The following is a 22,380-nucleotide window of genomic DNA, read 5'->3' on the forward strand; positions in this document are numbered from 1 at the left end:
TGATAGCGCTATCATTGGAGAGATAAGCGATGCGCCTCTGGTTTCGCCCGGCCATGATGGCCATCATGTCGCTGGCCATTCCCACGGCCGCCAATTGTCAGGTCGAGTCCCGCATTCCGGTTGGCGAACTTGCGAAGCCCCGGCTTCTGGTCCTTACCGACATCGAGGCGGATCCGGATGACACGCAATCCCTGATCCGGCTTCTGCTCTATTCCAACGAGATCGAAATCGAGGGTCTGGTCGCGACCACCTCGGTGCATCAGAAGAACAGGGTAGCTCCCGAATCCATCCAGCGGATTATCGCGCAGTATGCCAGGGTTCGCGATAACCTTGCGCTTCATGATCCCGCTTTTCCGCCTGCGGCCACCCTTGAAGGGCTCGTCGGGTCAGGCCAGCCCGTCTACGGTATGGCGGGCGTCGGCCGGGGCAGGTCCACCGATGGTTCGCGCCGCATCATCGCCGCGCTGGAAGAACCGGATCCGCGCCCCCTCTGGGTGGCCGGCTGGGGCGGTCCGAATACGCTTGCCCAGGCGCTTTACGACATTCGCGAGACCCGAAGTGCTGAAGAGGCGGAGCGGCTCATCGCGAAGCTGCGCGTCTACACCATCTCGGACCAGGACGACAGCGGACCCTGGATGCGAGAGGAATTCCCCGAGCTTTTCTATATCGTCAGTCCCGGCGGATACGGTGCTTCAACATGGACGGCGATGAGTTCCGTCATCGACGGGATCGACAACTCCGCCATTTCCAACGCTTGGTTCGCCCAGCACATTCAGCAGGGACACGGGCCCCTTGGCGCGGCCTATCCCGATACGGCCTACGGGGTGGAAGGCGATACGCCTTCGTTCCTGGGGCTGATCCCGAACGGCCTGAATACGCCGGATCGGCCGGACTGGGGTGGTTGGGGCGGTCGCTACGAACTGCGCACGCCAGACCGCTCCACCACCGATCCCGATGGCTTCAACGGCGGCGTTCCTGTTCCCCAGGAGACGCGGCCGATCTGGACCAACGCGGTGGACAGCTACCAGCCATATGTCGCTAGGCCTTACGGACGTGCGATCGCGCCGATGGACCGGACGTTCACGGGGTTTCGGGAAACGCTCTGGCGCTGGCGCGACGAGTTTCAGAACGACTTCGCTGCCCGCATGGACTGGACGGTGGAAGCGCCCCAGGATGCCAACCATCCACCCATTGTCCGCCTTGCCCATCCTGACCGGATTACGGTGCATTCCGGCGACGTCGTCGCTCTGGACGCACGCGGCACCACAGATCCCGACGGAGACAGCCTCAGCTATCACTGGTTCCAGTATCCGGAAGCGGGGACATACCCGGAAGCCGTGGAAATGTGGGGCGCCGAAAATCTCTATGCGAGGGGATTCAGCGCTCCTGTTGTCGACGAAAGGTCCGAGGTTCATTTCATCCTGAAAGTTACCGACAAGGGTTCGCCTCCGCTCACACGTTATCGCCGGGTTGTCGTAACGGTTCTGCCCGCTGGCACGTGAGCCATCTCTTCGCCAGGCGATGCCACGTCAGACCCGTCAAAAGGCGACAGCGAAAGCCATTGCCGAACGACGCCGGTGAATAGACGCGCCCTTTCCTACAGCGGGTGCGACTGCCACAGCCGCGCCCGCTCTTTCTCGCCGTCAGCTCCCTTCCAGTCCGCGCCCGTCCGCACGCGCGCGAGAGGCACGCCTATGGAAGCAGGCAAAACCCCGCGCCCCGCATGTATTTCATCAACTGAAGTCGGGTGGCCCGCTCAGCCGAGCTTTTCGGCCATCAGCTTGGCGAGGTCCGTTTCCGGCCGCGCGCCGTAGTGGCTGATGATTTCCGCCGCCGCGATAGCGCCGCGCTTCAGGCAGCGGTTCGGTTCCTCGCCGCGCACCAGGCCGAACAGGAAGCCTGCGGCAAACAGGTCGCCCGCGCCGGTGGTGTCGACCACCTTGTCGATCGGCTCTGCCGCGACCTTGTAGAACTCGCCGCCGGTGGCGCAGACCGCGCCCTTCTCGCTGCGGGTCACGACCAGCGTGGGCACCTTGTCCTTCAGCGCGTCGATCCCGGCGTCGAAATCCTCCTCGCCCGTCAGCGCGCCCAGTTCCACCTCGTTGGCGAACAGGATGTCGATCATGCCATCGTCGATCAGCGCGCGGAAATCGTCGCCGTAGCGATCGATCACGAAAGCGTCCGACAGGGTGAAGGCCACCTTGCGGCCCGCATCCTTGGCGGTCTTGATCGCAGAGCGCATCGCCCGGCGCGGTTCTTCCGGATCCCACAGGTATCCTTCGAGGTAGAGGATGTCCGCCCCGCCGATGGCTTCCTCGTTCAGCGCGTCTGCCGGAAGGAACTGGGTCGCCCCCAGGAACGTGTTCATCGTGCGTTGGCCGTCGGGCGTTACGAAGATCAGGCAGCGCGCGGTCGGCGGCTCGCCTTCGCGGGCAGGCACGTCGAAATCGATGCCCACGGCGCGGATATCGTGGGCAAATACGTTGCCGAGCTGGTCGTCCGCCACCTGCCCCACGAAAGCGCACTGTGCGCCCATTCCCGAAAGGCCCGCCAGCGTGTTGGCTGCGGAACCGCCGGAAATCTCCTTCGCCGGCCCCATGGCATCGTACAATTCCTTCGCCTGATCGGCATCGACCAGCGTCATGCCGCCCTTCTTCATGCCCAGCTCTTCAACCAGTTCGTCCGAAGCGGGAGCCATCACATCGACAATGGCATTACCGATGGCGATTACGTCGTAACGGGGGGCGGACATGAATTCTCCTGATAGTCTTGCGGCGCGTTTTCCGGCGTGGGGGCACCAAGCGGCGTTGACTTGGCCGATACGCCGGGCAATCGCAAGCGTCGATGGGTTCACTTGCAACTTCTCTTGCGCTTGGTCTGCGACAGATCGCCGACGGGGCGGTGTTGCGCATCCTGCTGAAGAGTATCGCCGTTACCATTGCGGTGTTCGTGCTGGTGGCCGCCTGCGGCTGGTTCCTGCTGGACTGGCTGCTCACCGCAGGCGGGCTGGAGGATACGCTGTTCACGGGCGCTGGGGCCGTGCGCGGGGCGCTTTCGGCGGTGTTGGCGATAGTCGGGCTGTGGCTGACCTGGCGCATCGTCGCGATGGCGGTGATCCAGTTCTATGCCGACGAAGTGGTGCAGGCTGTGGAAGCACGCTACTATCCCCGGGAAGCGCAAACGGCGCGCGACCTGCTGCCCGGAAAGCAGGTTCGCAATGCACTGTCGGCAGCGGGAAGGGCACTGCTGGCGAACCTGATCGCCCTGCCTTTTGCGCTGGTGCTGCTGTTCACCGGGGTCGGGACTTTCGTCCTGTTCCTGCTGGTGAATGCAGTGTTGCTGGGGCGCGAATTGCAGGACATGGTGTGGCTGCGCCATTCGCACGATGCGAAGGACAGCGCGCCCGTCAGCAAGACACAACGGTTTTTACTCGGGGGAGTTATCGCCGCGATGCTGGCAGTTCCCTTTGTCAATTTCCTCGCGCCGGTGCTTGGGGCGGCATCGGCAACCCACCTCGTCCACCGCGGTTCGCGGCGGAAAGCAATTTCCTAGAAAGACGCCTGTTATGCGCCTGAGCGCCGCCCTTCTCCTGGTTGCCACCCTGTCCGCCTGTGTCTCCGCACCGCGGCAGCAGCAGGCACCGCCTCCGCCACCCAGCACGGTAGACCCGCGACAGGTTCCGCCGACAGAATCCGTGCCGCCTCCGCCGGCTACTGCGGGTTTCCGTATGCCCGAAGTGCTGGAAGGCCCCGGTCTTGCAGGTATCATCCGCCAGCCAGCCTCCGCCCTGGTGGGCCGCTTCGGCCAGCCGCGACTGGACACGCCCGAAGGCGATATGCGCAAGCTGCAGTTCCGCAGCGAGGCGTGCGTGCTCGATGTCTATCTCTATCCGCTGGCACCGGGCGGGGAGCCGGTGGCGACGTGGCTTGAAGCGCGCCGCGCGAGCGACGGTGCGGCAGTGGATCGCCTCGCGTGTATCCAGGCCTTGTCGCGAGCGCGTTAAACGGGGAAACGTCCGCCCGGTAACCCGAATTTAAGGCTGTTGCGGCATGACCCCTGGTGCACAGGAGGATCTGCCCCCATGAGTCTTGAATTCGCCGAAATCGCCCGGCACGCCGCTGCCGACCGCTCGATCAGTTCAGAAGAAGTGCTGGCGCTGCGCCGGGCTGGCTGGGCTGACGGCCGCATGACGCGCGAAGAAGCCGAGATGGTCTTTGCGACCGAGCACGCCATCGACAATCCTTCCCGCGAGTGGTCCGACTTCTTCGTCGAAGCGGTCCGCAATTACGTTCTCGAGGGCAGCGAGCCGCGTGGTTTTGCCAGCGCCGAGGAGGGCGCATGGCTGATCGCGCAGGTGGAGGCAGACGGCAAGGTCTGCTCCATGACCGAACTGGAACTGCTCACATCGATTATCGAACGCGCCCAGAACGTGCCCGAGACACTGAAGACCTACGTGCTCGACGTCATGGTGCGCGAAGTGCTGGAAGGCACCGGCCCCACCCGCTGCGGTGGCGAACTGTCCGACAGCCACGTCAGCCAGGCCGAATGCCGCATCCTTCGCCGCGTGATCTTCGGCCAGGCGAGCGACCGCCCGGCAGCCGTCAGCCGCCGCGAAGCCGAAGTGATGTTCCGCATCAAGGATGCCGTGGCCGGGCAGGAAAATGCGCCCGAATTCAAGCGCCTGTTCGTGCAGGCGGTGGGCAATTACCTGATGGGCTTTGCCGCCGATACGGCACAGGTCAGCCGCGAACGGATGCTCGAACTGGAAGCCTTTGTCGGCGACAACAAGGGGAGCGTGGGACGGTTCATGGGCAAAATGGCTAGGTCCGCTCCCAATGCGTTCGGTGTGGTGTTCGGACGGCGCTCTCCTGCCGAGAGCCGCGAGGAACTCGTGGCGCAGGATGCCGCAGTAACCGCGTTCGAGCAGGAATGGCTCGATGACCAGATCGCCAGGAGCGGCGAAATCGACGAGTACGATCAGGCGCTGCTGGAGTTCATTGCCGAGGAAGCCGGCCAAGCTTGAAAACGTAGTGCGAAATCGGCGCGACGTGCTGGTTACGCTCGATCCGGAGGAGGGAACCGAGGCTTACGACCGCCTGGTGCGCGAACGCAGAGTAAGGCACATTGCTCGCCGCCTTGCTGTGCTGGCGGTGATCGGGCTCCTCGCCTGGGGCGTGCATCACCTTGCAGATCTAGGCCGGGAACTGGAACACCGCGCCGGGATCAGCGGGTCTGAAATCAGACCATGAAGCTTTCACCGCAGCCGCAGGCACCCTTGGCGTTGGGATTTTCGAAGGTGAAACCGGCGATGAAATCGTCTTCCACCCAGTCCATCGTGCTGCCGATCAGGTAAAGCACGCTGGCGCCATCGATGTAGAAGGTACCGCCGGGCGTTTCGATCTTCTCGTCGAACGCGACTTCCTCGCTGACATAGTCGACCGAGTAGGCGAGGCCCGAGCAGCCACGGCGCGGGGTCGAAAGCTTCACGCCGATCGCGTCGGAGGGAGCGCGCGCCATCAGGTCGGCCACGCGCTGTTCTGCGGCGGGGGTGAGGATCACTGCGGCCTTGGGGGCGGGGCGGGCTTTCGTTTCGGTCATATCAGTTTCTTCTGCCAGAACATGGCTTTGCCGGCGGCGGGGTCGAGCTCGTAGTCACCGTAGCCGCACTTCGCGTAAAGCGCCTTGGCGGTCTCGTTACCGCTCAACACTTCCAATGTGATCTTGCACGCGCCTCGCTTCAAGGCCTCTGCCTCCACCGCTTCCATCAGCGCCCTGCCGATCCCGTGGCCGCGATGCCCCGGCAAGACGGCCATATCGTGGATATTCACCAGCGGCGCGGCTGCAAAGGTGGAGAAGCCGGTGATGCAATTGGCAAGGCCCACCGGAACATCGTCGAGCCGGGCAATCAGGCTGAAGGCACCGGGAAACGACGCCAGCGCATCCACGAGGGTGTCCCGCACTGTGTCGGACAAATGCTCCCCGCCGCCCATCGGATCACGGGCATAGGCATCCAGCAAGGCCACCAGCGCCGCACCGTCTGCCGGGTCGGCATAGTCGGCCAGGGAGACCGTTAGGGTTGGCGCCGCAAGGCTCACAGCATCCCCAGTTCGAGGCGGGCCTCGTCGCTCATCTTGGAGGGATCCCAGGGCGGATCCCAGGTTACGACAACCTCGGCATCGCGCACGCCGGGAAGGCCCATCACGCGCATCTCGATTTCGTTGGGCATGGTTTCCGCGACAGGACAGTGCGGTGTGGTGAGCGTCATGGTGACCTTTACGTCAGCATCTTCCGCGACCTCGACGTTGTAGATCAGTCCAAGGTCATAGATGTTTACCGGGATTTCCGGGTCATAAATGTCCTTCAGCGCATCGATCACCGACTGGTGCAGTTCGCCGCCGGGTTCACCGGGGGCCACGCCCTCGGGTTTCTTCTGCAGGAAGCCTTCGAGGTAATCGCGCTTGCGCTCCAGCTTCTCGCCGGCCGTTTCCTCTTCTAGGATCGGCGCATCGGAAACGCGGGCACGCGGCGGCTTCTCGGCCACGTTCTCCGTGGGCGAGGGCGCCGCGACGAAATCCTTTTCTTCGTTCTGGGTCATGTTGTCCTGATTTGCCATCAGCCGAAAATCCTTTTGGTGCGTTCGATGCCGCGTATCAGCGCGGCGACGTCTTCCTCGTCGGAGTAGATCCCGAAGCTGGCGCGCGCGGTTGCGGATATGCCCAGCTTCTCCATCAGCGGCTGCGCGCAGTGGTGGCCTGCGCGGATTGCCACGTTCTCTTCATCCAATATGGTGCCCAGATCGTGCGGGTGAACCCCGTCCATCATGAAACTGACGATCCCGGCGCTGTCGTCGGGCCCGTAGAGCGTGACATCGTTCATGCCGCGCAGGGCCTCGCGGGTCTGGCGCACCAGTTCCGCCTCGTAAACGTGGATGGCTTCCAGGCCGATGCCGGAAACGTAATCGCAGGCCGCCGCAAAGCCGATGGCCTCAACGATCGCGGGGGTCCCTGCCTCGAACCGCTGCGGGGCGGGGGCATAGGTGGTGTTTGCGAAACCGACCTTGTCGATCATCGCCCCGCCGCCCTGCCAGGGGGGCATTGCGGCAAGCAGGCCAGCCCGGCCCCACAGCGCACCGATACCGGTCGGGCCGTAGAGCTTGTGCGAGGAGAAGGCGTAGAAATCGCAGTCGAGCGCGGCGACATCCACCGGCACGCGGGGCACGGCCTGGCATCCGTCGAGCAGCAGCTTCGCACCCACGGCGTGGGCAAGGTCTGCAGCGCGCTTCGCGTCCACCACGCTCCCCAGCACGTTGGAGACGTGCGCAAAGGCGACCATCGTGTGTTCGGTCGTCAGCAGTTCCTCGGCAGCGTCAAGGTCGATCTGGCCGTCTTCGGTGATCGGGCAGACGTCAACCTGCCAACCAGCCAGTTGCCACGGCACGATGTTGGAATGATGTTCCAGTTCCGACAGCAGCACGCGGCCCTTTTCAGGGTAGCTGTAGGCCAGCAGGTTGATCGCCTCGGTCGCGCCGCGGGTGAAGACGATCTCGTCCTCCTGCCCGCCGATGAACTGCGCCACCCGGCGCCGCGCAGCCTCGTAACCCAACGTCATCTCGGCAGAGCGCGAATAGACGCCGCGATGTACCGTCGCATAGTCCGCGCCCAGGGCACGGGCCACCGTATCGATCACCACCTGCGGCTTTTGCGCGGTGGCGGCGGAATCGAGGTAGTGCCACGGCTGGCCATCCGCCGTGACCATACCGGGAAAATCGGCCTTGCGCGATTGGAGGGCAGCGTCGGTCAGGCTCATGCGATCATCGCTTCGGCATCGTCCAGGACGGCCAGCGCGGTGTCTAGCAGGCGTTCGGCCTCGCTCTCGTCCTCCAGCGCGGCAAGCGCATCGGCGATGAAGGCGCGGACCAGCAGCTTCTTGGCGAGATCGGGGGCGATGCCCCGGCTCGCCATGTAATAGCGGGCCATCTCGTCCATCTGCCCGATGGCGGCGCCGTGGGCGCACTTCACGTCGTCGGCAAAGATCTCGAGTTCAGGCTTGGCATTGGCGGCCGCGCCCTTTTCCAGCACCAGCGCCTTGAAATCCTGCGCCGCATCGGTGCGCTGGCCGCCCCGGCCCACGTTGATCGCGCCGAGGAAGTTGCCGGTTGCCTCGCCCCAGTGGACGGCGCGGACGACCTGGTTGGATGTCGCCTCGGGCTCATCGTGGGTGGTGCGGGTTACGAATTCGCGCACGGCATCGCCGCCGCCGATGGTCACGCCGCCGAATTCGAAATGCGCACCGGTTTCGAGGCGCGTGATTACTTCCATGCGGGTGTAATCGCCGCCCAGGTTGACTGCGAACAATTCCAGCCGCGCACCTTCGCCCACCTTGGCGCGGATGCGTGTGAGGGAGGGCTCGGCAGCGTCCAGCACGAAGCACTCGCGATGGGTTTCACCGGGGGCAACATCGATATCGCGCCAAGCCTCGAACGTATCGGGAGACAGCGCGGCGAGCGCCTTGGCGTCCGCATAGCGCCATTCCTCGTCCTTCAGTGTCGGGTTCTGCTGGCTCATGCCGCCATCACCTCGTCGTAGCCTTCCGCTTCAAGCTGCTTCGCAAGGTCGGCACCGCCGGTCTTCACGATCTTCCCGGCGGAAAGGATGTGCACGAAGTCCGGCTCCACGTAGTCGAGCAGGCGCTGGTAGTGGGTGATCAGCAGCACGGCCTTGTCGCTCTTGCGCATGATGGCGTTGATGCCCTCGCCCACCACTTTCAGCGCGTCGATGTCGAGGCCGCTGTCGGTCTCGTCCAGCACGGCGAAAGCGGGATCGAGGATGCCCATCTGCACCATTTCGTTGCGCTTCTTCTCGCCGCCGGAAAAGCCGACGTTCACGTTGCGCTTCAGCATCTCCATGTCGAGCTTCAGCAGCCCGGCCTTTTCCTTGGCGAGCTTCAGGAATTCGCCGCCCGACAGTGGTTCTTCGCCGCGCGCCTTGCGCTGCGAATTCAGCGCCTCGCGCAGGAATTGCACGTTGGATACGCCGGGAATCTCGACCGGATACTGGAAGCCCAGGAACATGCCGAGAGCGGCGCGTTCGTGCGGTTCCATGTCCAGCAGGTCCTTGCCATTAAAAGTCACGGTTCCTTGCGTGACTTCGTAGCCCGGACGCCCGCCCAGCACATAGGCCAGCGTGGACTTGCCAGCGCCGTTCGGCCCCATGATGGCGTGGATCTCGCCCGCGTTCACTTCGAGCGAGAGGCCCTTTAGGATTTCCTTGCCGTCAATCTCGGCGTGGAGGTTTTCAATTTTCAGCATCGTCATTTTCCTGTCTGTCGAACTAAATCGCGACCTTGGCCGCGCCGTCGATAAATCCCTTGTCTGCCCGGTGCGGTCCGTTCGCCGCCTGCCAGAAATAGTCCAGCGCCGGGTCGGCCGAACCGGCCAGCATGATGTCGTCGGGCATGTCGCCCTCGAAGGTCCACACGTCGGCCTTGGTCCAGCAGACCAGCGTGCCGGTCATGCCCTGGCCCTTTGCCAGCGCGACGAGTCTGTCGATGGCCGCACTCATGGCTCACCTCTTGCCGCCGCGATCGTTACGGGGCGGGCCGTTGCCATCGCGGTCGTAGCGCGGGCGGGTCTGCCGAGGGTTATCTGCTTCGTGGCGGCGGCGCGCGTCGCCCCTGTCGGCTATGCGCTGGCGCATGCCGGCAGTGATGCGCTTGAGCACATCATCCATGTTTTCGAGGATGTCGGTAGCCTTCAGGTGCATCACCTTCACGCCGACCGCATCCAGCGACTTGTCGCGGCGACGGTTGAGCGCAGGGTCGTCGCCTTCCTCGTCGATCACGATGGCCATGCCGAGGTTGTGGCAATTGAAGTCGACAATCGCGCTGCCCACCACGGCGAACCGCTTGAAGGTGTAGCGCCCAAGATCGGCCCTGGAGAACCGCTCGGCCAGCGCCTTGTGCGCTTCGGAGGCTTCGCGGCGCATCTTGCGCGCTTGATCGTGCAGGTTGTCGAGCCGCTTGTCGGAAATTTCCCAGCCGCGCCCACGCTTCTTGATCGCGGGGGCTTCGGCGTCCGAGGTGTCGCGCAGGTTGAGGGTTTTGCGTTCGGTCACCCCACACTCCCTTCCAGCGAAATGGCCAGCAGCTTCTGCGCTTCGACGGCGAATTCCATAGGCAGCTCTTTCAGCACTTCCTTGGCGAAGCCGTTGACGATCAGGGCGACGGCCTCTTCCTCGTCCAGGCCGCGCTGCATCGCGTAGAACAGCTGGTCGTCGCTGATCTTGCTGGTGGTGGCCTCGTGCTCGATCTGGGCGCTGGGGTTCTTCACCTCGATATAGGGCACGGTGTGCGCGCCGCACTGGTCGCCCAGCAGCAGGCTGTCGCACTCGGTACGGTTGCGCACGTTGTCGGCATTGGCCGCCACGCGCACGAGGCCGCGATAGGTGTTGTTCGACTTTCCTGCGCTGATGCCCTTGGAAATGATCGTGGAGCGCGAGCCCTTGCCGTTGTGAACCATCTTGGTTCCCGTGTCGGCCTGCTGGTGGTTATTCGTAACCGCCACCGAGTAGAACTCGCCCACGCTGTTCTCGCCGTTCAGCACGCAGGACGGGTACTTCCAAGTCACCGCAGAGCCGGTTTCCACCTGCGTCCACGAAATCTTGCTCCGGTCGCCCTGGCAAAGGCCGCGCTTGGTGACGAAGTTGTAGATCCCGCCCACGCCTTCGGAATTGCCGGGATACCAGTTCTGCACGGTCGAATACTTGATCTCGGCATCTTCCATCGCGACCAGTTCCACTACTGCGGCGTGCAGCTGGTTCTCGTCGCGCATGGGCGCGGTGCAGCCTTCCAGGTAGCTGACATAGCTGCCCTTCTCGGCAACGATCAGCGTGCGTTCGAACTGGCCGGTGTTCTCGGCATTGATGCGGAAATAGGTGGAAAGCTCCATCGGGCAGCGCACGCCCTCGGGCACGTAGACGAACGTCCCGTCTGAGAAGACCGCCGCGTTGAGGCAGGCGAAATAATTGTCACGCTGCGGCACCACCTTGCCGAGCCACTTCTTTACCAGTTCCGGGTGCTTCTTCAGCGCTTCGGAAATCGAAAGGAAGATGACGCCCGCCGATTCCAGTTCCTTGCGGAACGTGGTCGCGACGCTGACCGAATCGAACACCGCATCCACGGCCACCTTGCGCGCGCCCTTCACCCCGGCGAGCACTTCCTGCTCCGCAATCGGGATGCCCAGCTTGTCGTAGACCGACTTGATCTCGGGATCGAGCTCGTCGAGCGATTCGAGCTGCTCCTTCTTCTTCGGAGCGGCGTAGTAATAGGCATCCTGGTAGTCGATTTCCGGATAGCCGAGCTTGGCCCAGTTCGGCTCTTCCATCTCCTGCCAGATGCGGAAGGCTTTCAGCCGCCAATCGAGCATCCATTCCGGCTCGCCCTTCTTGCCCGAGATGAAGCGGACGGTGTCTTCGGTAAGACCCTTCTCCGCGAATTCTGTCTCGATATCGGAGGACCAGCCGTGCTCGTACTCGGCAGCCTTGTCAGCCGCCTCGCGCGCTTCACGATCCTTGACTTCGATCTCTTCAGTCATGCCATTTCTTCCGTTCTTGCCAACTGCACCAGCGAGATATTCGCCAGCGCGCCGCGCAGAGCATTGTTCACTATCGGCCAGTGCGGCTGCACCGCGCAGCTGCCCTCCAGCGCGCAATCGTGCCGTCCTTCATCGACGCAGGAAGTGAGCGCGATCGGCCCCTCCATCGCCTCCACGATGTCGGCCAAGCTGATCGCCGCTGCCGGGCGCGCCAGTTGCAAACCGCCGCCTGCGCCCCTTGCCGACCGCAACAGGCCCGCTGCCGTCAGCTTGCTGACCACTTTCTGCACCGTGGGCGCAGGAAGACCGGTTTCCTCGGCCAGTTCCGCCGCAGACGTGCGCCCGCCCCCGCAATGACGCGCGGCCTGGCTCATCGTGACGACGGCATAATCTGCAAGATTCGATAGGCGCATAGTTTAATCGGACCAATTCGTTCCGATTGGTCACCTATGCGCAAATCTGGCGGAATCAAGCCATTTCCGACTGTTGCGAGTCGTTAGCAATTCGTCGCGATGGGGCTCATCCGAGTTCGCGCAGGTTCTTCCCGTCGATCAGCTCACGCAGGTACGGCGATTCGTCGTCGGCCAATCTTGCGGGTGTTCGTCCGACGAATTCCCGGATCTCGTGGATCATGTGCGGCTGGTCGTAAAAGGCATCCTGGATGAGTGCAGCCTGCTCATCCGAAAGATCGGGCTGCGAGAGGGCGGCAGCGGCACGCAGGGCGCGATACTTGCGACGAAGGGCAACGGGCGACACGCCGAAGTACTGCTGCACCAGCCGCTGCGTCTGCCGGCGGGAAAAGCGGCTGGCGGCGTACAGATCCTCCACATCGGGAAGGAGGCTGCCGGAAAGCCAGGCCCCTGTCGTCTTCATCAAGTCAAGGTGGGGCGGTCGCGGCAGCCTGACATGTGCGAGGATCAATCGCGCCAGTTCCTCCACCATGTCCGCCGCAGTAACCGAGCCGTCGCGGTACCCTGCACACAATTCCCCGCTCCGCTCCGCGATTTCGGCGGGGAGCCAGTCGGCTGCATCATATAGCCTGTTTGCGTGCTCCTGCGCATGCAGCCCCGTAAGAGCTGCCCATCCCAGCGGAGAAAGCGCGGCGCCAACCGCGTGAAAGGGGCCCTCCACCTCGATATGCAGGGCACAGGCCAGCGGGGTCAGCAGGTTCACTTCATGCGAATCGTCATAGCCGCCATCGGGCAGGCTGATGCGCCCCTTGCCATGCGGAAACAGTGACAGCTGGCCGACCGCAGCGGGCTGGATGTCCCGCACCAGCGCATCATCGCAACGAAAATGATAGAAGGTGGTGACGAACGCCGCGACATCGCCCTGGGGTGCGATATAGTCGATGTCGAACCGGTTTGGCGGGGTCAGCTCCCCGCTTTCGAACCTGCCCCGTTTCATCACCACAACCCCTGCAACCCCGCGACTGACGTGAAGGTATACAGCTAGTCAAGGATCGGGGGTAGCCACCAAAAAAAGGGCGGCCATTGCCGCGATGGCAGGCCGCCCTGTTTGAGTGGAGAACCCGATGCAAAGATTGCGTCGAGCCCTTCGGGTCGCGGGTGGTGAACTAACGGATTCTTGCGCGTCAGGCTTGTAAGAAGACGACAATTAAACGATTTTTGCCTCTGCCCCAACCAATTGTGCCGGCACCGCACTGGCGAACCGTCCTCGCCAGTCCAGAGGCTATTGCGCGCAACCCCGAGATGCTGCCAAGGGCATCGTCATGCTATATTCGCTGATCCGCCCTGCCCTGTTCAAGCTCGATGCAGAGCGTGCCCACGGTTTTGCCATCAAGGCGCTGAAGGCCATGCCCGCGGGCAAGGCGGAGCCGCTGGGCGGTCCGCTGGAGACGATGATTGCGGGGATTCGTTTTCCCAACCCCGTCGGCATGGCAGCGGGCTTCGACAAGGATGCCGAGGTCGCCGATGCGCTGCTGGGCCTTGGCTTCGGCTTCGTGGAGGTTGGCTCTGTCACCCCCCTGCCGCAAGCGGGCAATCCAAAACCGCGCCTGTTCCGGCTGGAGGAAGACCGCGCCGTCATCAACCGCATGGGCTTCAACAACGGCGGCGCGGAGGCTGCGGGGGTCCGGGTCGCCTCCCGCGGCGACAGGCCCGGCGTACTGGGCATCAACATCGGTGCAAACAAGGACAGTGCGGACAGGATTGCCGACTATGCCGCGATGACGCGGATCATGGCGCCTTACGCCACCTACCTTGCCGTCAATATCTCCAGCCCAAACACCCCCGGCCTTCGCGCCCTGCAGGATGAAGGTGCGCTGGTAGAACTGCTGGATGGTGTGCTGGAGGCGCGCCGTGGCAAGGGGCCGCCGGTGTTCCTCAAGGTCGCACCCGACTTGCAGACAGCCGATGTGGAGGCCATCACCCGGATCGCGATGGACAAAGGGCTGGACGCGCTGATCGTGGCCAACACGACTATCTCCCGCCCCGATCTCGCCTCTGCACACAAGGATGAGACCGGCGGCCTCTCGGGCGCTCCGCTAAAACCGCTCGCGCTGGACACGCTGCGCTCATTCCGCAAGGCTTCGGGCGGAGCCATTCCGCTGATCGGCGTTGGCGGTATTGCCACGGCGCAGGACGCTTGGGAGCGCATTCGCGCAGGGGCCAGCCTGGTGCAACTCTACAGCGCGATGACCTATCACGGACCGGGTATTGCGAAGCAGATCAACAAGGGGCTGGAAAAGCTGATGCGCCGGGATGGTTTCGCCAGCATTGCCGAAGCCGTGGGCAGCGAAGCGGCCTAGGGCTCGCCCACCAGCACCACGCCTTCGCGGCGCGGATCGTAACCGCCGTCGACGCGGCCATCGCGTATCAGCACGGCGTGGACCCCGGAATCCTCTCCCTGGCCGGGTTCGAGATCGATCCCCCGCTCGGCCAGCCCCGCGACGATGGCAGGGTCGAAGGCGCTCACTTCGCCGCCGATACGGTTACCGCGCGCAACAAGGTTGGGCAGCGCCAGTGCCTGCTGCATCGGCAGCCCCCAGTCGACGGCACCGACGAGCGTCTTGCCGACATAGGCAGGGATCGAGTTGCCTCCGGCAGAGCCGATAGCCCCGGCGAACCTACCGTCTGCATCGAGCAGGATCAGCGGCACCATGGAGGAGCGCGGCCGCTTGCCCGGAGCCACGGCATTGGGGGCTTCGTCGCCGCCCGGCTGCAAGGGATTGAAGGCGAAATCGGTCAACTGGTTGTTGAGGAAAAACCCGTCGACCATGCGGCCGGTGCCGAAAATGGATTCCACCGTGGTGGTGATCGACAGTACGTTGCCGTGCCGGTCGCGCACGATGAAATGCGAAGTTCCAGCGGGTTCGTGGGTCAGGTCTTCCATTGCGAGATCCGCCCCTTGCGGCCGGCCCGGCTCGACATTCTCGGCGGCGGCGGGGCCGATCAGTGCGGCACGGGCATCGAGGTATACCGGATCGAGCAGGCCCTCCACCGGTACGTCCACGAAATCGCCATCGCCGAAATAGGCGTCGCGGTCGGCATACATCAGGCGGCTGGCCTCGGCGAACAGATACCATGAGCGCGGATCCTGCGGCCCCAGCGAGGCGATCTCGGTGCGCTCCAGCAATGCCAGCAGTTCCAGCATGGCCGCGCCACTGGACGGCGGCGGCGGCGCGCAGACGCGGTACACGCGCCATGCGTTGCACACCGGCTCCCGCTTTATCGGACGATAGTTCGCAAGGTCCGCCATGGTCATCGTGCCACCGCGCGGCGCGGCGCGGGTCCGCTGGACGATCTGCGCTGCCGTGCTGCCTTCGTAGAGTGCCGATATGCCGTTGGCAGAGAGGCGGCGGAGGAAATCGGCGTAGGCCGGGTTTCGCAACCGGTCACCCTCCTGCATCCGCGTACCGTCGGGGCGGGCGAAATAGGCGGCGGCATCGGGCTGCGACAGTTGCGGGAAATCGCGCGACAGGAACCGCCCCAGCCGCGGTGTGATCACGAACCCCTCCTCGGCAGTGCGGATCGCATCGTCGAACAGGCCGTCCCAGGCCAGCGCGCCGTGTTCGTCGTGCAACATGGCGAGGGCCGCGACCGCGCCGGGAACTCCGGTGGCGCGACCGCTCACCACAGCCTCGCGATAGCCCAGCGGCTCTCCGTCCGTGTCGAGGAACATCGTGCGGCTGGCCTGCGCAGGCGCGGTTTCGCGCCCGTCGTAGATGATGACCTCGCCCGTCACGGCGTCGTAGTAGTTGAGGAACGCGCCGCCCCCCATGCCCGAACTTTGCGGCTCCACCAGCGAGAGCATGGACTGGACCGCCAGCGCCGCGTCGGCCGCGTTGCCGCCGTTTTCCAGCAACGCCATTCCCGCCTCTGCGGCCAGCGGGTTTGCCGCGATCACGAAAGGCGCGACTTCGCTTTGCTCGGCGAAAGATGTTCCGGCTGTTTCGGCGGGGCCGGGGACAGTAGTGCAGGAAGCGAGGGCGAGAGCGGCGGCAGCGGCGCAAAGGCGGATAAGCGACATGCCGCAAGGCTTTAGAGGCGCGTGGCCGGGCTGGCAATGAAGCAGGCTTGCCCCCCGCGCCCGCGCCGCCTAACTCCGCTGTTCATGCCATAAGCCGCGCCGGAACCATAACGATGGTCGGCAGCAAGGGAGAGCCGAGCGAATGCAACTCGCAGATATCGACCACGCCAGCAGTCTTGTCGCGCTGTTTTTGCAACGGGCCGACGAGCGCGGCGACAAGCCATTCCTGACGGCCAAGATCGATGGCACCTGGACCTCGATGTCGTACGCCGAGGCCGCCGAGAAGGTGTGCCTGATGGCGGAAAACCTTCGCAAGCTGGGCCTGCGCGATGGCGACCGGGTGGTAATCGTGGCGGAAAACCGCCCGGAATGGTGCATTGCCGATCTCGCCATCATGGCGGCGGGCTGCATCACCACGCCTGCCTACACCACCAATACGGAGCGCGATCACGCCCATATTCTCGACGATTCGGGCGCCAGCGCAGTGGTTCTGGGCAATGCGAAACTCGCGAAACCGCTATTCCGCGCGATCATGAAGACCGGGCGCGGGAAGAAGGTGATCGCGGTTGATCCGATTTCCTCGGCACAGAGCGGCAGTATCGAACTGACCAGCTGGGGTGATGTAACCAGCGGTGACGCAGTGCAGGCGCGCGAAGCGGTGGAGTCGCGCATCGCGGGCTTCAAGCGCGAGGACATGGCTTGCATCATCTACACCAGCGGCACCAGCGGCGCGCCGCGCGGTGTGATGCTGCACCACGGGGCCATCCTGCACAACGTGGCCGCCGCCGCGCACGTGATCGAGGGCGATTTCGGTTGGGAGGAGGAACGCTTCCTGTCCTTCCTGCCGCTGAGCCATGCCTTCGAACACACGGCCGGCTTCTACCTGCCCTTGGGGCTGGGGGCCGACATCTGGTTTTCCGAAGGGCTCGACAAGCTGTCCAGCAACCTCGAGGAAGCGCGTCCCACCATTATGGTGGTCGTGCCTCGCCTGTTCGAAGTGCTGCGCACCAAGATGATGAAGGCGATCGAGAAGCAGGGGAAGCTCGCCAACTTCCTGCTTGGCCGGGCGCTGGTGCTGGGCGAGAAACAGGTGAAAGGCCGCACCGGCGTGATGAGCGCGATAGACGAGGCGCTACTCTCGGCCACCCTGCGCCCGAAGATCAAGGAACGCTTTGGCGGACGGGTGAAGGCCCTCGTTTCCGGCGGCGCGCCGCTCAACCCCGAAGTCGGCGGGTTCTTCCAGGCTATGGGGCTCACCATGCTACAGGGTTACGGCCAGACGGAGAGCGCTCCGGTGATCGCCTGCAACTATCCCAGCGCCGGCATCAAGCTCGACACCGTGGGTCCGCCGCTGCGCGGCGTGGAAGTGAAGATCGCCGAGGATGGCGAGATCCTCGTGCGCGGCGAACTGGTGATGAAGGGTTACTGGCAACGGCCCGACGATACTGAGAACACCCTGCGCGATGGCTGGCTCCATACCGGTGATGTGGGGCATATCGACAAGAAGGGCCGGATCAAGATAACCGACCGCAAGAAGGACATCATCGTCAACGACAAGGGCGACAATGTCGCCCCGCAGAAACTGGAGGGTATGCTCACCCTGCAGCCCGAGATCAGCCAGGCAATGGTTTCCGGCGACAAGAAGCCGTACATGGTCGCGCTGATCGTGCCCGATGCCGAATGGGCGGTGCAATGGTCGCGCGACAACGGCCAGCAGTTCGACATGGCCGCGCTACAGGACCTGCCCGCCTTCCGTGCTGCCATCAAGACAGCGATAGACCGGACGAACGAGGATCTCTCGGTGATCGAGAAGGTGCGCAAGTTCGTGCTGGCGGACGAACCTTTCACCGTGGACAACGACATGATGACGCCCACGATGAAGATCCGCCGCATGCAGATCCGCGAAAATTACCAGGATCGGCTCGACGCGCTTTATTGATGGGGCGCCCGGGGTCAGGCGGCCTCGACCTCGATTCTTTCCGGGAAGAACGCCGGTTCCTTGCGCGACCAGGCGGGCGCCGTGGCGGCTGCCTCGCTCAGGCTTTGCAACAGCATGCGGCGGCGTTCGGGGCGGATTTGTGGCAGTGCGGCCGCAGCGCAGAACGCTGCAGGAAGGAACGGCCGCACTGCAGCGCCAAGCAGGCGCTCATAGAGAAAACGGTAGGCGGAGAAGCTGTCCAGCCGCTCCATCGCAAGATCTTGCGCCGAAATGCGCAGCAGCGTGCCCATCAACCCTTCAATCCCGTCGAAGGTGTCACCGCCCGGAATCATCGCCCGCAGGTGCTTCAGTTCGCGATAGGCAAGGTACTGGCCGCGGATGGCGCGCTTGTCGTCGGCGCAAACACTCCACGTCTTGAAGGCATCGCACCGGCTCAGCGCAATATCGAGCGAGCGTTCGATGAATTCCTGCTCGTATTCGGCGAAACCGGCGAACTCGCGCATTTCGGCGATGGTGAGGGAGAACGTCTTCGATTCGTGACCCATGATCAGCCTTTCCTTGCGGTGTCAGGGAAAGGTGTGCGCGCGTATGGTTAATATAATGTGAGATGTCCGACGGATTAGCACCAGGCGCGTAGTTGTTCGTGCGGCAAGAGCACCAGGGCCAGCTATATCAATCCGGCCAGGGGCGAGCTTGGATCGGCATATTTGCGCCGCCCCATGCGGCCTGCAAGATAAGCCTCACGCCCGGCCTCCACGGCCAGCTTCATCGCGCGGGCCATGCGGATCGGGTCCTTGGCCTCGGCGATGGCGGTGTTCATCAGAACGCCGTCGCAGCCCAGTTCCATGGCGACCGCGGCATCGGAGGCGGTGCCGACACCCGCATCCACCAATACCGGGACGCTGGCACCTTCCACAATCAGGCGGATCGTCACCCGGTTCTGGATGCCCAGCCCCGAGCCGATCGGCGCACCAAGGGGCATGATGGCGACGGCCCCTGCGTCCTCCAATTGCTTCGCGGCGATGGGGTCGTCGGTGCAGTAGACCATCGGCTTGAAGCCTTCGTTCGCCAGGACTTCGCAGGCGCGGATGGTTTCGACCATGTTGGGATAGAGCGTCTTCGCTTCACCCAGCACTTCCAGTTTCACCAGGTCCCAGCCGCCCGCCTCGCGAGCCAGCCGCAGGGTGCGGATTGCGTCTTCGGCGGTGAAACATCCCGCAGTGTTGGGCAGGTAGGTCACCTTCTTCGGGTCGATATGGTCCATCAGCACCGGCTGGCTGGGGTCCGAAATGTTGACCCGGCGCACGGCGACAGTCACGATCTCGGCCCCTGCCGCCTCGACCGCCGCGGCGTTCTGCGCGAAATCCTTGTACTTGCCCGTACCCACGATCAGGCGGCTGGTGAAGCGGTGCCCCGCCACTTCCCAGCTGTCGTCCTGAGCGCCGGAGCCGCCGCCGACGAAGTGCACGATTTCCAGCTGGTCACCGTCGGAAAGGGCAGTCTGCTCCAGCGAAGAGCGGGGAGCGATTTCGCCATTGTGCTCGACGGCCACCTTCTCGGGCATGAGCCCCAGTTCGCGCACGAGCGCGGCAATGGTGGTGGCCTGTGTGCGACGGGTGTCGCCGTTGACTGTAAGGGAGATTGGCTGGGTCATCACCCACGCCACATAGAGCCTGTCAGGCGTGGCGCAAGTTGAGGATGTGGCCTGCTGCCACCAGCGTAACCCCGATCATGGTCAGCACCGCCTCCTCGAAACCGTGGCCTACGGCCAGCGCGCCGCCCATGAAGGTGAGGCCGGTCATCGCCACCACGAAGGGTCCGGCCCGGCGATGGCGCAAGGCGCCAACGCCGATAGCCACGCCCGCGATGATCGTGGCCAGCAACAGCCCCCAGCGATGGAGGTCGGGATCGAGCAGGAACGTGCCGCCAAACCCCAGACCGGCAACCAGCACGAGCCCGAGAACGCAGTGCACGAGGCACAGCGCGGACAGCATGACGCCGGCACGGTCTAGTCGACCGCGAATCCAGGGGTTGATCGAGCCCATGCGCAACCATCTATGTAACGTCATAACATTGCGCAAGGGGTGAGCGACGATTCCCTGTCACATTTTGTGCCGCTGTGCGAAGCCTGCACCAAGGCCCCGCTTGCGAATCCCTGCGCAAAGTTGCAAATCGCGCCCCATGGTCGCCGCCTCAGCAACTTCCGCAAGTTCCGTTACCGCCGCTTCACCGCGCCCGCTGGCGCTGGCGCGCTGGCTGTTCGCGGTGGCGACGCTCGTACTGGTGATGGTTGTCGTGGGCGGTATCACCAGGCTGACCGAGAGCGGGCTGTCGATCACGCACTGGAGCCCGGTCAGCGGCGCCCTGCCCCCGCTCAGCGAAGCGGACTGGCAGGCAGAGTTCGACCTCTACAAGCAGACCGGCGAATACCGGAACGTCAGCGGCCCGGCAGGGATGGACCTGGCCGCGTTCAAGTTCATCTTCTTCTGGGAATGGTTCCACCGCCTGCTTGGCCGTGTGATCGGACTGGCCTTTGCCTTGCCGCTAGCCTGGTTCTGGCTGCGCGGCGCGATACCGGCTGGATACAAACCGCGCCTGCTGGCACTTCTCGCTCTGGGCGGGCTGCAGGGGGCGTTCGGCTGGTTCATGGTTCGCTCCGGCCTCGGCACGGAGATGACCGACGTTTCGCACTTCTGGCTTTCGATCCATCTGCTGACAGCTTTCTTCACGCTCGGCGGTCTGGTGTGGACGGCGCTCGACCTGCGCCAGCTCGATAGACAGGGGCACGGAACGCCAGCGCGGTTCACTGGCCTCGCCCTCGCTGTCGCGGTGATCCTGTTCCTGCAACTGCTCATGGGAGCATGGGTGGCCGGCCTCAACGCAGGGCTTGCCTCCGACACCTGGCCGCTGATGCAGGATCGCCTGGTGCCCGAGATCGATTGGTCGAACGGCGTGGTCTGGACCTTCACGCACGATCCGTTCTGGCTCCACTTCGTCCATCGCTGGTGGGCGTGGGTCGCGGTGGCGGCACTGGTGATCATGGCGCGGCAGGTGAAGCCGCTGGACCGGCGCGCCTCGATCGCGATCCACTCCGCATTCGGCGTGCAGATCCTGCTGGGTATCGCCACGGTCATGACGGGCGTGGCGCTGTGGCTGGCCGTGGCACACCAGTTGGTCGGTGCGCTGCTGGTGGGTGCCTTCGCCTGGGGCGCGCACGTACTGGGCAGGCAGGCGCGATGAGTTCGCAGCATACCTTTGGGGCTGCGCTGATCTGGAGTCCGTTCGGGGATGCCGAGCAAGCGCGGGAGGTGGCCAGCACGCTGCTGGAGGAAGGCCTCGTAGGCTGTGCAAACATCCTGCCGCAAATGCTTTCGGTCTTCCGCCATGAAGGGCAGGTGCAGTCGTCTGCCGAGGTGGGCGTACTGTTCAAGACGAACGGTGCCTTGCTGGAAGCCGCGACGCAGCGTCTCGCCCAGTTGCATCCTTACGATACGCCCGCAATCTGCGGCTGGATGGCGGATTCCGCGCCGGAGGCGACCCGGGAATGGCTGGCCGAACTGTCGCCGGGCGGGGAACGGCAATGAGCAGGACCGACAGGCGCAGTGCGATGCTTCTGGCATTTGTAGCGGGCGTCGCTCCTGCACTGTGTGCAAACAGGGCCCTCGCCGCCCCACTGAGTGGCCTGATCGCTCCTCCCGACGGACCGATGCGCTATTCCCGAACGGTCGTGCGCCAACTGGCAGACGGTAGGGAATTTTCTGCCACGCGCGATTTCGCGGTGGCCTTTCGCCGGTTCGACGGCGGGTTCATGCTGAGCGGACAACAGACCGATGTACGGATCGAGGCGCCCGCCGCCTTGGAACAGTTCGTGCGAATCGAGCGAGAGCGCGACGAGAGCGGCTTGTTTCCCATCGCACTCGATGCGTTCGGCCAGATCCTCTCGACCCAAATAGCGCAGCCTGCCGGTCCTGATCTTCGACGCGCTGTCGGGGAGGCTCTTGCCCAGATCTCCAGCGACCATGCCAGCGCGGATGAGCGTGAACAGCTTGCGCGATATCTTTCGGCCCTGCAGATAGCTGGCAACCACGTGATCGCCTACCTGCCGACAGACCTGTTTGCCCCGGCATCCCTGTCCCGCCGCGACGAGCAGCGCGTTGATCTGCCCGGGGGTCTGCAGGGGACCGTGGAATCGGTTTTCGAATGCGAACGCGATGCAAGTACCGGCCTGATGCGCGCTGCCGCTCGCCGCATAGTGACGCTGGTTGAAGGCACGAGCCGCACGGTCCGCGAACACTGGAGCCTGACCCGCTGAGACGCCGCAATATTGCCGACGGTATTATTTTACCTCCACGCTATGCCC

The 22,380-nt window shown here is 64.1% G+C and carries 26 protein-coding genes; 10 read left to right on the forward strand and 16 right to left on the reverse strand.

Going from position 1 to position 22,380, the window contains the following annotated elements:
- The first annotated feature begins 29 nt into the window (after positions 1 to 29).
- Positions 30 to 1,502 carry a DUF1593 domain-containing protein gene (locus D2V07_RS07185; protein ID WP_233548285.1) on the forward strand — a complete coding sequence of 491 codons (1,473 nt, stop codon included), beginning with the start codon at positions 30 to 32 and terminating at the stop codon, positions 1,500 to 1,502.
- A gap of 254 nt (positions 1,503 to 1,756) precedes the next feature.
- Here D2V07_RS07185 and D2V07_RS07190 read toward each other — a convergent pair whose 3' ends face one another.
- Positions 1,757 to 2,752 carry an adenosine kinase gene (locus D2V07_RS07190; protein WP_119586215.1) on the reverse strand — a complete coding sequence of 332 codons (996 nt, stop codon included), beginning with the start codon at positions 2,750 to 2,752 and terminating at the stop codon, positions 1,757 to 1,759.
- A 92-nt stretch (positions 2,753 to 2,844) separates the two neighbouring features.
- Between D2V07_RS07190 and D2V07_RS07195 the strand changes: the two genes are divergently transcribed.
- From D2V07_RS07195 to D2V07_RS07210, 4 genes are all read left to right on the forward strand, one after another.
- Positions 2,845 to 3,552, forward strand: coding sequence for an EI24 domain-containing protein (locus D2V07_RS07195; protein WP_119586217.1), 708 nt, complete (start codon positions 2,845 to 2,847; stop codon positions 3,550 to 3,552).
- A 13-nt stretch (positions 3,553 to 3,565) separates the two neighbouring features.
- Positions 3,566 to 4,003 (forward strand): hypothetical protein, encoded by a 438-nt coding sequence (locus D2V07_RS07200; RefSeq protein WP_119586219.1) that lies wholly within the window; start codon positions 3,566 to 3,568, stop codon positions 4,001 to 4,003.
- Between the two features lie 78 nt (positions 4,004 to 4,081).
- Positions 4,082 to 5,023: a hypothetical protein gene (locus D2V07_RS07205; protein WP_119586221.1), complete on the forward strand. Its 942-nt coding sequence runs from the start codon at positions 4,082 to 4,084 to the stop codon at positions 5,021 to 5,023.
- A 7-nt stretch (positions 5,024 to 5,030) separates the two neighbouring features.
- A complete protein-coding gene (locus D2V07_RS07210) occupies positions 5,031 to 5,249 on the forward strand; it encodes a hypothetical protein (protein ID WP_119586223.1) in 219 nt (72 codons plus the stop codon).
- Here D2V07_RS07210 and D2V07_RS07215 read toward each other — a convergent pair.
- From D2V07_RS07215 to D2V07_RS07265, 11 genes are all read right to left on the reverse strand, one after another.
- Positions 5,239 to 5,598 carry a HesB/IscA family protein gene (locus tag D2V07_RS07215; protein ID WP_119586225.1) on the reverse strand — a complete coding sequence of 120 codons (360 nt, stop codon included), beginning with the start codon at positions 5,596 to 5,598 and terminating at the stop codon, positions 5,239 to 5,241. The genes D2V07_RS07210 and D2V07_RS07215 overlap by 11 nt on opposite strands.
- Positions 5,595 to 6,095, reverse strand: coding sequence for a GNAT family N-acetyltransferase (locus tag D2V07_RS07220; RefSeq protein WP_233548286.1), 501 nt, complete (start codon positions 6,093 to 6,095; stop codon positions 5,595 to 5,597). The genes D2V07_RS07215 and D2V07_RS07220 overlap by 4 nt, the downstream gene beginning before the upstream one ends.
- Positions 6,092 to 6,595 carry an SUF system Fe-S cluster assembly protein gene (locus D2V07_RS07225; protein WP_119586708.1) on the reverse strand — a complete coding sequence of 168 codons (504 nt, stop codon included), beginning with the start codon at positions 6,593 to 6,595 and terminating at the stop codon, positions 6,092 to 6,094. The genes D2V07_RS07220 and D2V07_RS07225 overlap by 4 nt, the downstream gene beginning before the upstream one ends.
- Positions 6,596 to 6,612: 17 nt before the next feature.
- On the reverse strand, positions 6,613 to 7,806 hold the full coding sequence (locus D2V07_RS07230) for an aminotransferase class V-fold PLP-dependent enzyme (RefSeq protein WP_199698747.1): 1,194 nt from the start codon (positions 7,804 to 7,806) through the stop codon (positions 6,613 to 6,615).
- Positions 7,803 to 8,564: a SufD family Fe-S cluster assembly protein gene (locus tag D2V07_RS07235; RefSeq protein WP_119586229.1), complete on the reverse strand. Its 762-nt coding sequence runs from the start codon at positions 8,562 to 8,564 to the stop codon at positions 7,803 to 7,805. The genes D2V07_RS07230 and D2V07_RS07235 overlap by 4 nt, the downstream gene beginning before the upstream one ends.
- Entirely contained in the window at positions 8,561 to 9,307 is a 747-nt protein-coding gene (sufC, locus tag D2V07_RS07240; protein WP_119586710.1) for a Fe-S cluster assembly ATPase SufC, read from the reverse strand. Before sufC ends, D2V07_RS07235 begins: the two co-directional genes overlap by 4 nt.
- Positions 9,308 to 9,329: 22 nt before the next feature.
- A complete protein-coding gene (locus D2V07_RS07245; protein WP_119586231.1) occupies positions 9,330 to 9,560 on the reverse strand; it encodes a hypothetical protein in 231 nt (76 codons plus the stop codon).
- A 3-nt stretch (positions 9,561 to 9,563) separates the two neighbouring features.
- Positions 9,564 to 10,112, reverse strand: coding sequence for a DUF559 domain-containing protein (locus D2V07_RS07250; protein ID WP_119586233.1), 549 nt, complete (start codon positions 10,110 to 10,112; stop codon positions 9,564 to 9,566).
- Positions 10,109 to 11,590 (reverse strand): Fe-S cluster assembly protein SufB, encoded by a 1,482-nt coding sequence (sufB, locus tag D2V07_RS07255; RefSeq protein WP_119586235.1) that lies wholly within the window; start codon positions 11,588 to 11,590, stop codon positions 10,109 to 10,111. The genes D2V07_RS07250 and sufB overlap by 4 nt, the downstream gene beginning before the upstream one ends.
- Entirely contained in the window at positions 11,587 to 12,003 is a 417-nt protein-coding gene (locus D2V07_RS07260; RefSeq protein WP_119586237.1) for an SUF system Fe-S cluster assembly regulator, read from the reverse strand. Before D2V07_RS07260 ends, sufB begins: the two co-directional genes overlap by 4 nt.
- A gap of 106 nt (positions 12,004 to 12,109) precedes the next feature.
- A complete protein-coding gene (locus D2V07_RS07265; protein WP_119586239.1) occupies positions 12,110 to 12,997 on the reverse strand; it encodes a helix-turn-helix domain-containing protein in 888 nt (295 codons plus the stop codon).
- Between the two features lie 325 nt (positions 12,998 to 13,322).
- Here D2V07_RS07265 and D2V07_RS07270 point away from each other — a divergent pair, with 325 nt between their 5' ends.
- Complete coding sequence (locus D2V07_RS07270; RefSeq protein ID WP_119586241.1) at positions 13,323 to 14,360, forward strand: quinone-dependent dihydroorotate dehydrogenase; 1,038 nt, start codon at positions 13,323 to 13,325, stop codon at positions 14,358 to 14,360.
- Here D2V07_RS07270 and D2V07_RS07275 read toward each other — a convergent pair.
- Entirely contained in the window at positions 14,357 to 16,081 is a 1,725-nt protein-coding gene (locus D2V07_RS07275; protein WP_119586243.1) for a gamma-glutamyltransferase family protein, read from the reverse strand. The genes D2V07_RS07270 and D2V07_RS07275 overlap by 4 nt on opposite strands.
- A 142-nt stretch (positions 16,082 to 16,223) precedes the next feature.
- Between D2V07_RS07275 and D2V07_RS07280 the strand changes: the two genes are divergently transcribed.
- Positions 16,224 to 18,020: an AMP-dependent synthetase/ligase gene (locus D2V07_RS07280; RefSeq protein ID WP_119586245.1), complete on the forward strand. Its 1,797-nt coding sequence runs from the start codon at positions 16,224 to 16,226 to the stop codon at positions 18,018 to 18,020.
- Positions 18,021 to 18,034: 14 nt separating this feature from the next.
- Here D2V07_RS07280 and D2V07_RS07285 read toward each other — a convergent pair whose 3' ends face one another.
- From D2V07_RS07285 to D2V07_RS07295, 3 genes are all read right to left on the reverse strand, one after another.
- Positions 18,035 to 18,565: a hypothetical protein gene (locus D2V07_RS07285; protein WP_119586247.1), complete on the reverse strand. Its 531-nt coding sequence runs from the start codon at positions 18,563 to 18,565 to the stop codon at positions 18,035 to 18,037.
- Positions 18,566 to 18,687: 122 nt separating this feature from the next.
- Entirely contained in the window at positions 18,688 to 19,674 is a 987-nt protein-coding gene (thiS, locus tag D2V07_RS07290) for a sulfur carrier protein ThiS (RefSeq protein WP_119586249.1), read from the reverse strand.
- Positions 19,675 to 19,696: 22 nt separating this feature from the next.
- A complete protein-coding gene (locus D2V07_RS07295; protein ID WP_233548287.1) occupies positions 19,697 to 20,065 on the reverse strand; it encodes a MerC domain-containing protein in 369 nt (122 codons plus the stop codon).
- 136 nt (positions 20,066 to 20,201) lie between these two features.
- On the opposite strand from D2V07_RS07295, the gene D2V07_RS07300 reads away from it, so the two are divergent.
- The 3 genes from D2V07_RS07300 to D2V07_RS07310 are packed head-to-tail and all read left to right on the forward strand — an operon-like array spanning position 20,202 to position 22,332.
- Positions 20,202 to 21,260: a COX15/CtaA family protein gene (locus D2V07_RS07300; RefSeq protein ID WP_119586253.1), complete on the forward strand. Its 1,059-nt coding sequence runs from the start codon at positions 20,202 to 20,204 to the stop codon at positions 21,258 to 21,260.
- Positions 21,257 to 21,604 (forward strand): divalent-cation tolerance protein CutA, encoded by a 348-nt coding sequence (cutA, locus tag D2V07_RS07305; protein WP_119586255.1) that lies wholly within the window; start codon positions 21,257 to 21,259, stop codon positions 21,602 to 21,604. Before D2V07_RS07300 ends, cutA begins: the two co-directional genes overlap by 4 nt.
- Entirely contained in the window at positions 21,601 to 22,332 is a 732-nt protein-coding gene (locus tag D2V07_RS07310) for a hypothetical protein (protein WP_119586257.1), read from the forward strand. Before cutA ends, D2V07_RS07310 begins: the two co-directional genes overlap by 4 nt.
- The last annotated feature ends 48 nt before the right edge of the window (positions 22,333 to 22,380 follow it).

This window comes from Aurantiacibacter zhengii, from assembly GCF_003584125.1.
In the GTDB taxonomy this organism is placed as follows: domain Bacteria; phylum Pseudomonadota; class Alphaproteobacteria; order Sphingomonadales; family Sphingomonadaceae; genus Alteraurantiacibacter; species Alteraurantiacibacter zhengii.

Bases quoted from the DNA above. Each gene is read 5' to 3' on its own strand.
- D2V07_RS07260 (WP_119586237.1), bottom strand. From the start codon at position 12,003: ATGCGCCTATCGAATCTTGCAGATTATGCCGTCGTCACGATGAGCCAG.
- D2V07_RS07300 (WP_119586253.1), top strand. From the start codon at position 20,202: ATGGTCGCCGCCTCAGCAACTTCCGCAAGTTCCGTTACCGCCGCTTCA.
- D2V07_RS07245 (WP_119586231.1), bottom strand. From the start codon at position 9,560: ATGAGTGCGGCCATCGACAGACTCGTCGCGCTGGCAAAGGGCCAGGGC.
- D2V07_RS07265 (WP_119586239.1), bottom strand. From the start codon at position 12,997: ATGAAACGGGGCAGGTTCGAAAGCGGGGAGCTGACCCCGCCAAACCGG.
- D2V07_RS07205 (WP_119586221.1), top strand. From the start codon at position 4,082: ATGAGTCTTGAATTCGCCGAAATCGCCCGGCACGCCGCTGCCGACCGC.
- D2V07_RS07310 (WP_119586257.1), top strand. From the start codon at position 21,601: ATGAGCAGGACCGACAGGCGCAGTGCGATGCTTCTGGCATTTGTAGCG.
- D2V07_RS07280 (WP_119586245.1), top strand. From the start codon at position 16,224: ATGCAACTCGCAGATATCGACCACGCCAGCAGTCTTGTCGCGCTGTTT.
- D2V07_RS07275 (WP_119586243.1), bottom strand. From the start codon at position 16,081: ATGTCGCTTATCCGCCTTTGCGCCGCTGCCGCCGCTCTCGCCCTCGCT.
- D2V07_RS07230 (WP_199698747.1), bottom strand. From the start codon at position 7,806: ATGAGCCTGACCGACGCTGCCCTCCAATCGCGCAAGGCCGATTTTCCC.
- cutA (WP_119586255.1), top strand. From the start codon at position 21,257: ATGAGTTCGCAGCATACCTTTGGGGCTGCGCTGATCTGGAGTCCGTTC.
- D2V07_RS07235 (WP_119586229.1), bottom strand. From the start codon at position 8,564: ATGAGCCAGCAGAACCCGACACTGAAGGACGAGGAATGGCGCTATGCG.
- D2V07_RS07185 (WP_233548285.1), top strand. From the start codon at position 30: ATGCGCCTCTGGTTTCGCCCGGCCATGATGGCCATCATGTCGCTGGCC.
- sufB (WP_119586235.1), bottom strand. From the start codon at position 11,590: ATGACTGAAGAGATCGAAGTCAAGGATCGTGAAGCGCGCGAGGCGGCT.
- sufC (WP_119586710.1), bottom strand. From the start codon at position 9,307: ATGCTGAAAATTGAAAACCTCCACGCCGAGATTGACGGCAAGGAAATC.
- D2V07_RS07190 (WP_119586215.1), bottom strand. From the start codon at position 2,752: ATGTCCGCCCCCCGTTACGACGTAATCGCCATCGGTAATGCCATTGTC.
- D2V07_RS07225 (WP_119586708.1), bottom strand. From the start codon at position 6,595: ATGACCCAGAACGAAGAAAAGGATTTCGTCGCGGCGCCCTCGCCCACG.
- D2V07_RS07215 (WP_119586225.1), bottom strand. From the start codon at position 5,598: ATGACCGAAACGAAAGCCCGCCCCGCCCCCAAGGCCGCAGTGATCCTC.
- D2V07_RS07200 (WP_119586219.1), top strand. From the start codon at position 3,566: ATGCGCCTGAGCGCCGCCCTTCTCCTGGTTGCCACCCTGTCCGCCTGT.
- thiS (WP_119586249.1), bottom strand. From the start codon at position 19,674: ATGACCCAGCCAATCTCCCTTACAGTCAACGGCGACACCCGTCGCACA.
- D2V07_RS07285 (WP_119586247.1), bottom strand. From the start codon at position 18,565: ATGGGTCACGAATCGAAGACGTTCTCCCTCACCATCGCCGAAATGCGC.
- D2V07_RS07295 (WP_233548287.1), bottom strand. From the start codon at position 20,065: ATGGGCTCGATCAACCCCTGGATTCGCGGTCGACTAGACCGTGCCGGC.
- D2V07_RS07270 (WP_119586241.1), top strand. From the start codon at position 13,323: ATGCTATATTCGCTGATCCGCCCTGCCCTGTTCAAGCTCGATGCAGAG.
- D2V07_RS07195 (WP_119586217.1), top strand. From the start codon at position 2,845: ATGGGTTCACTTGCAACTTCTCTTGCGCTTGGTCTGCGACAGATCGCC.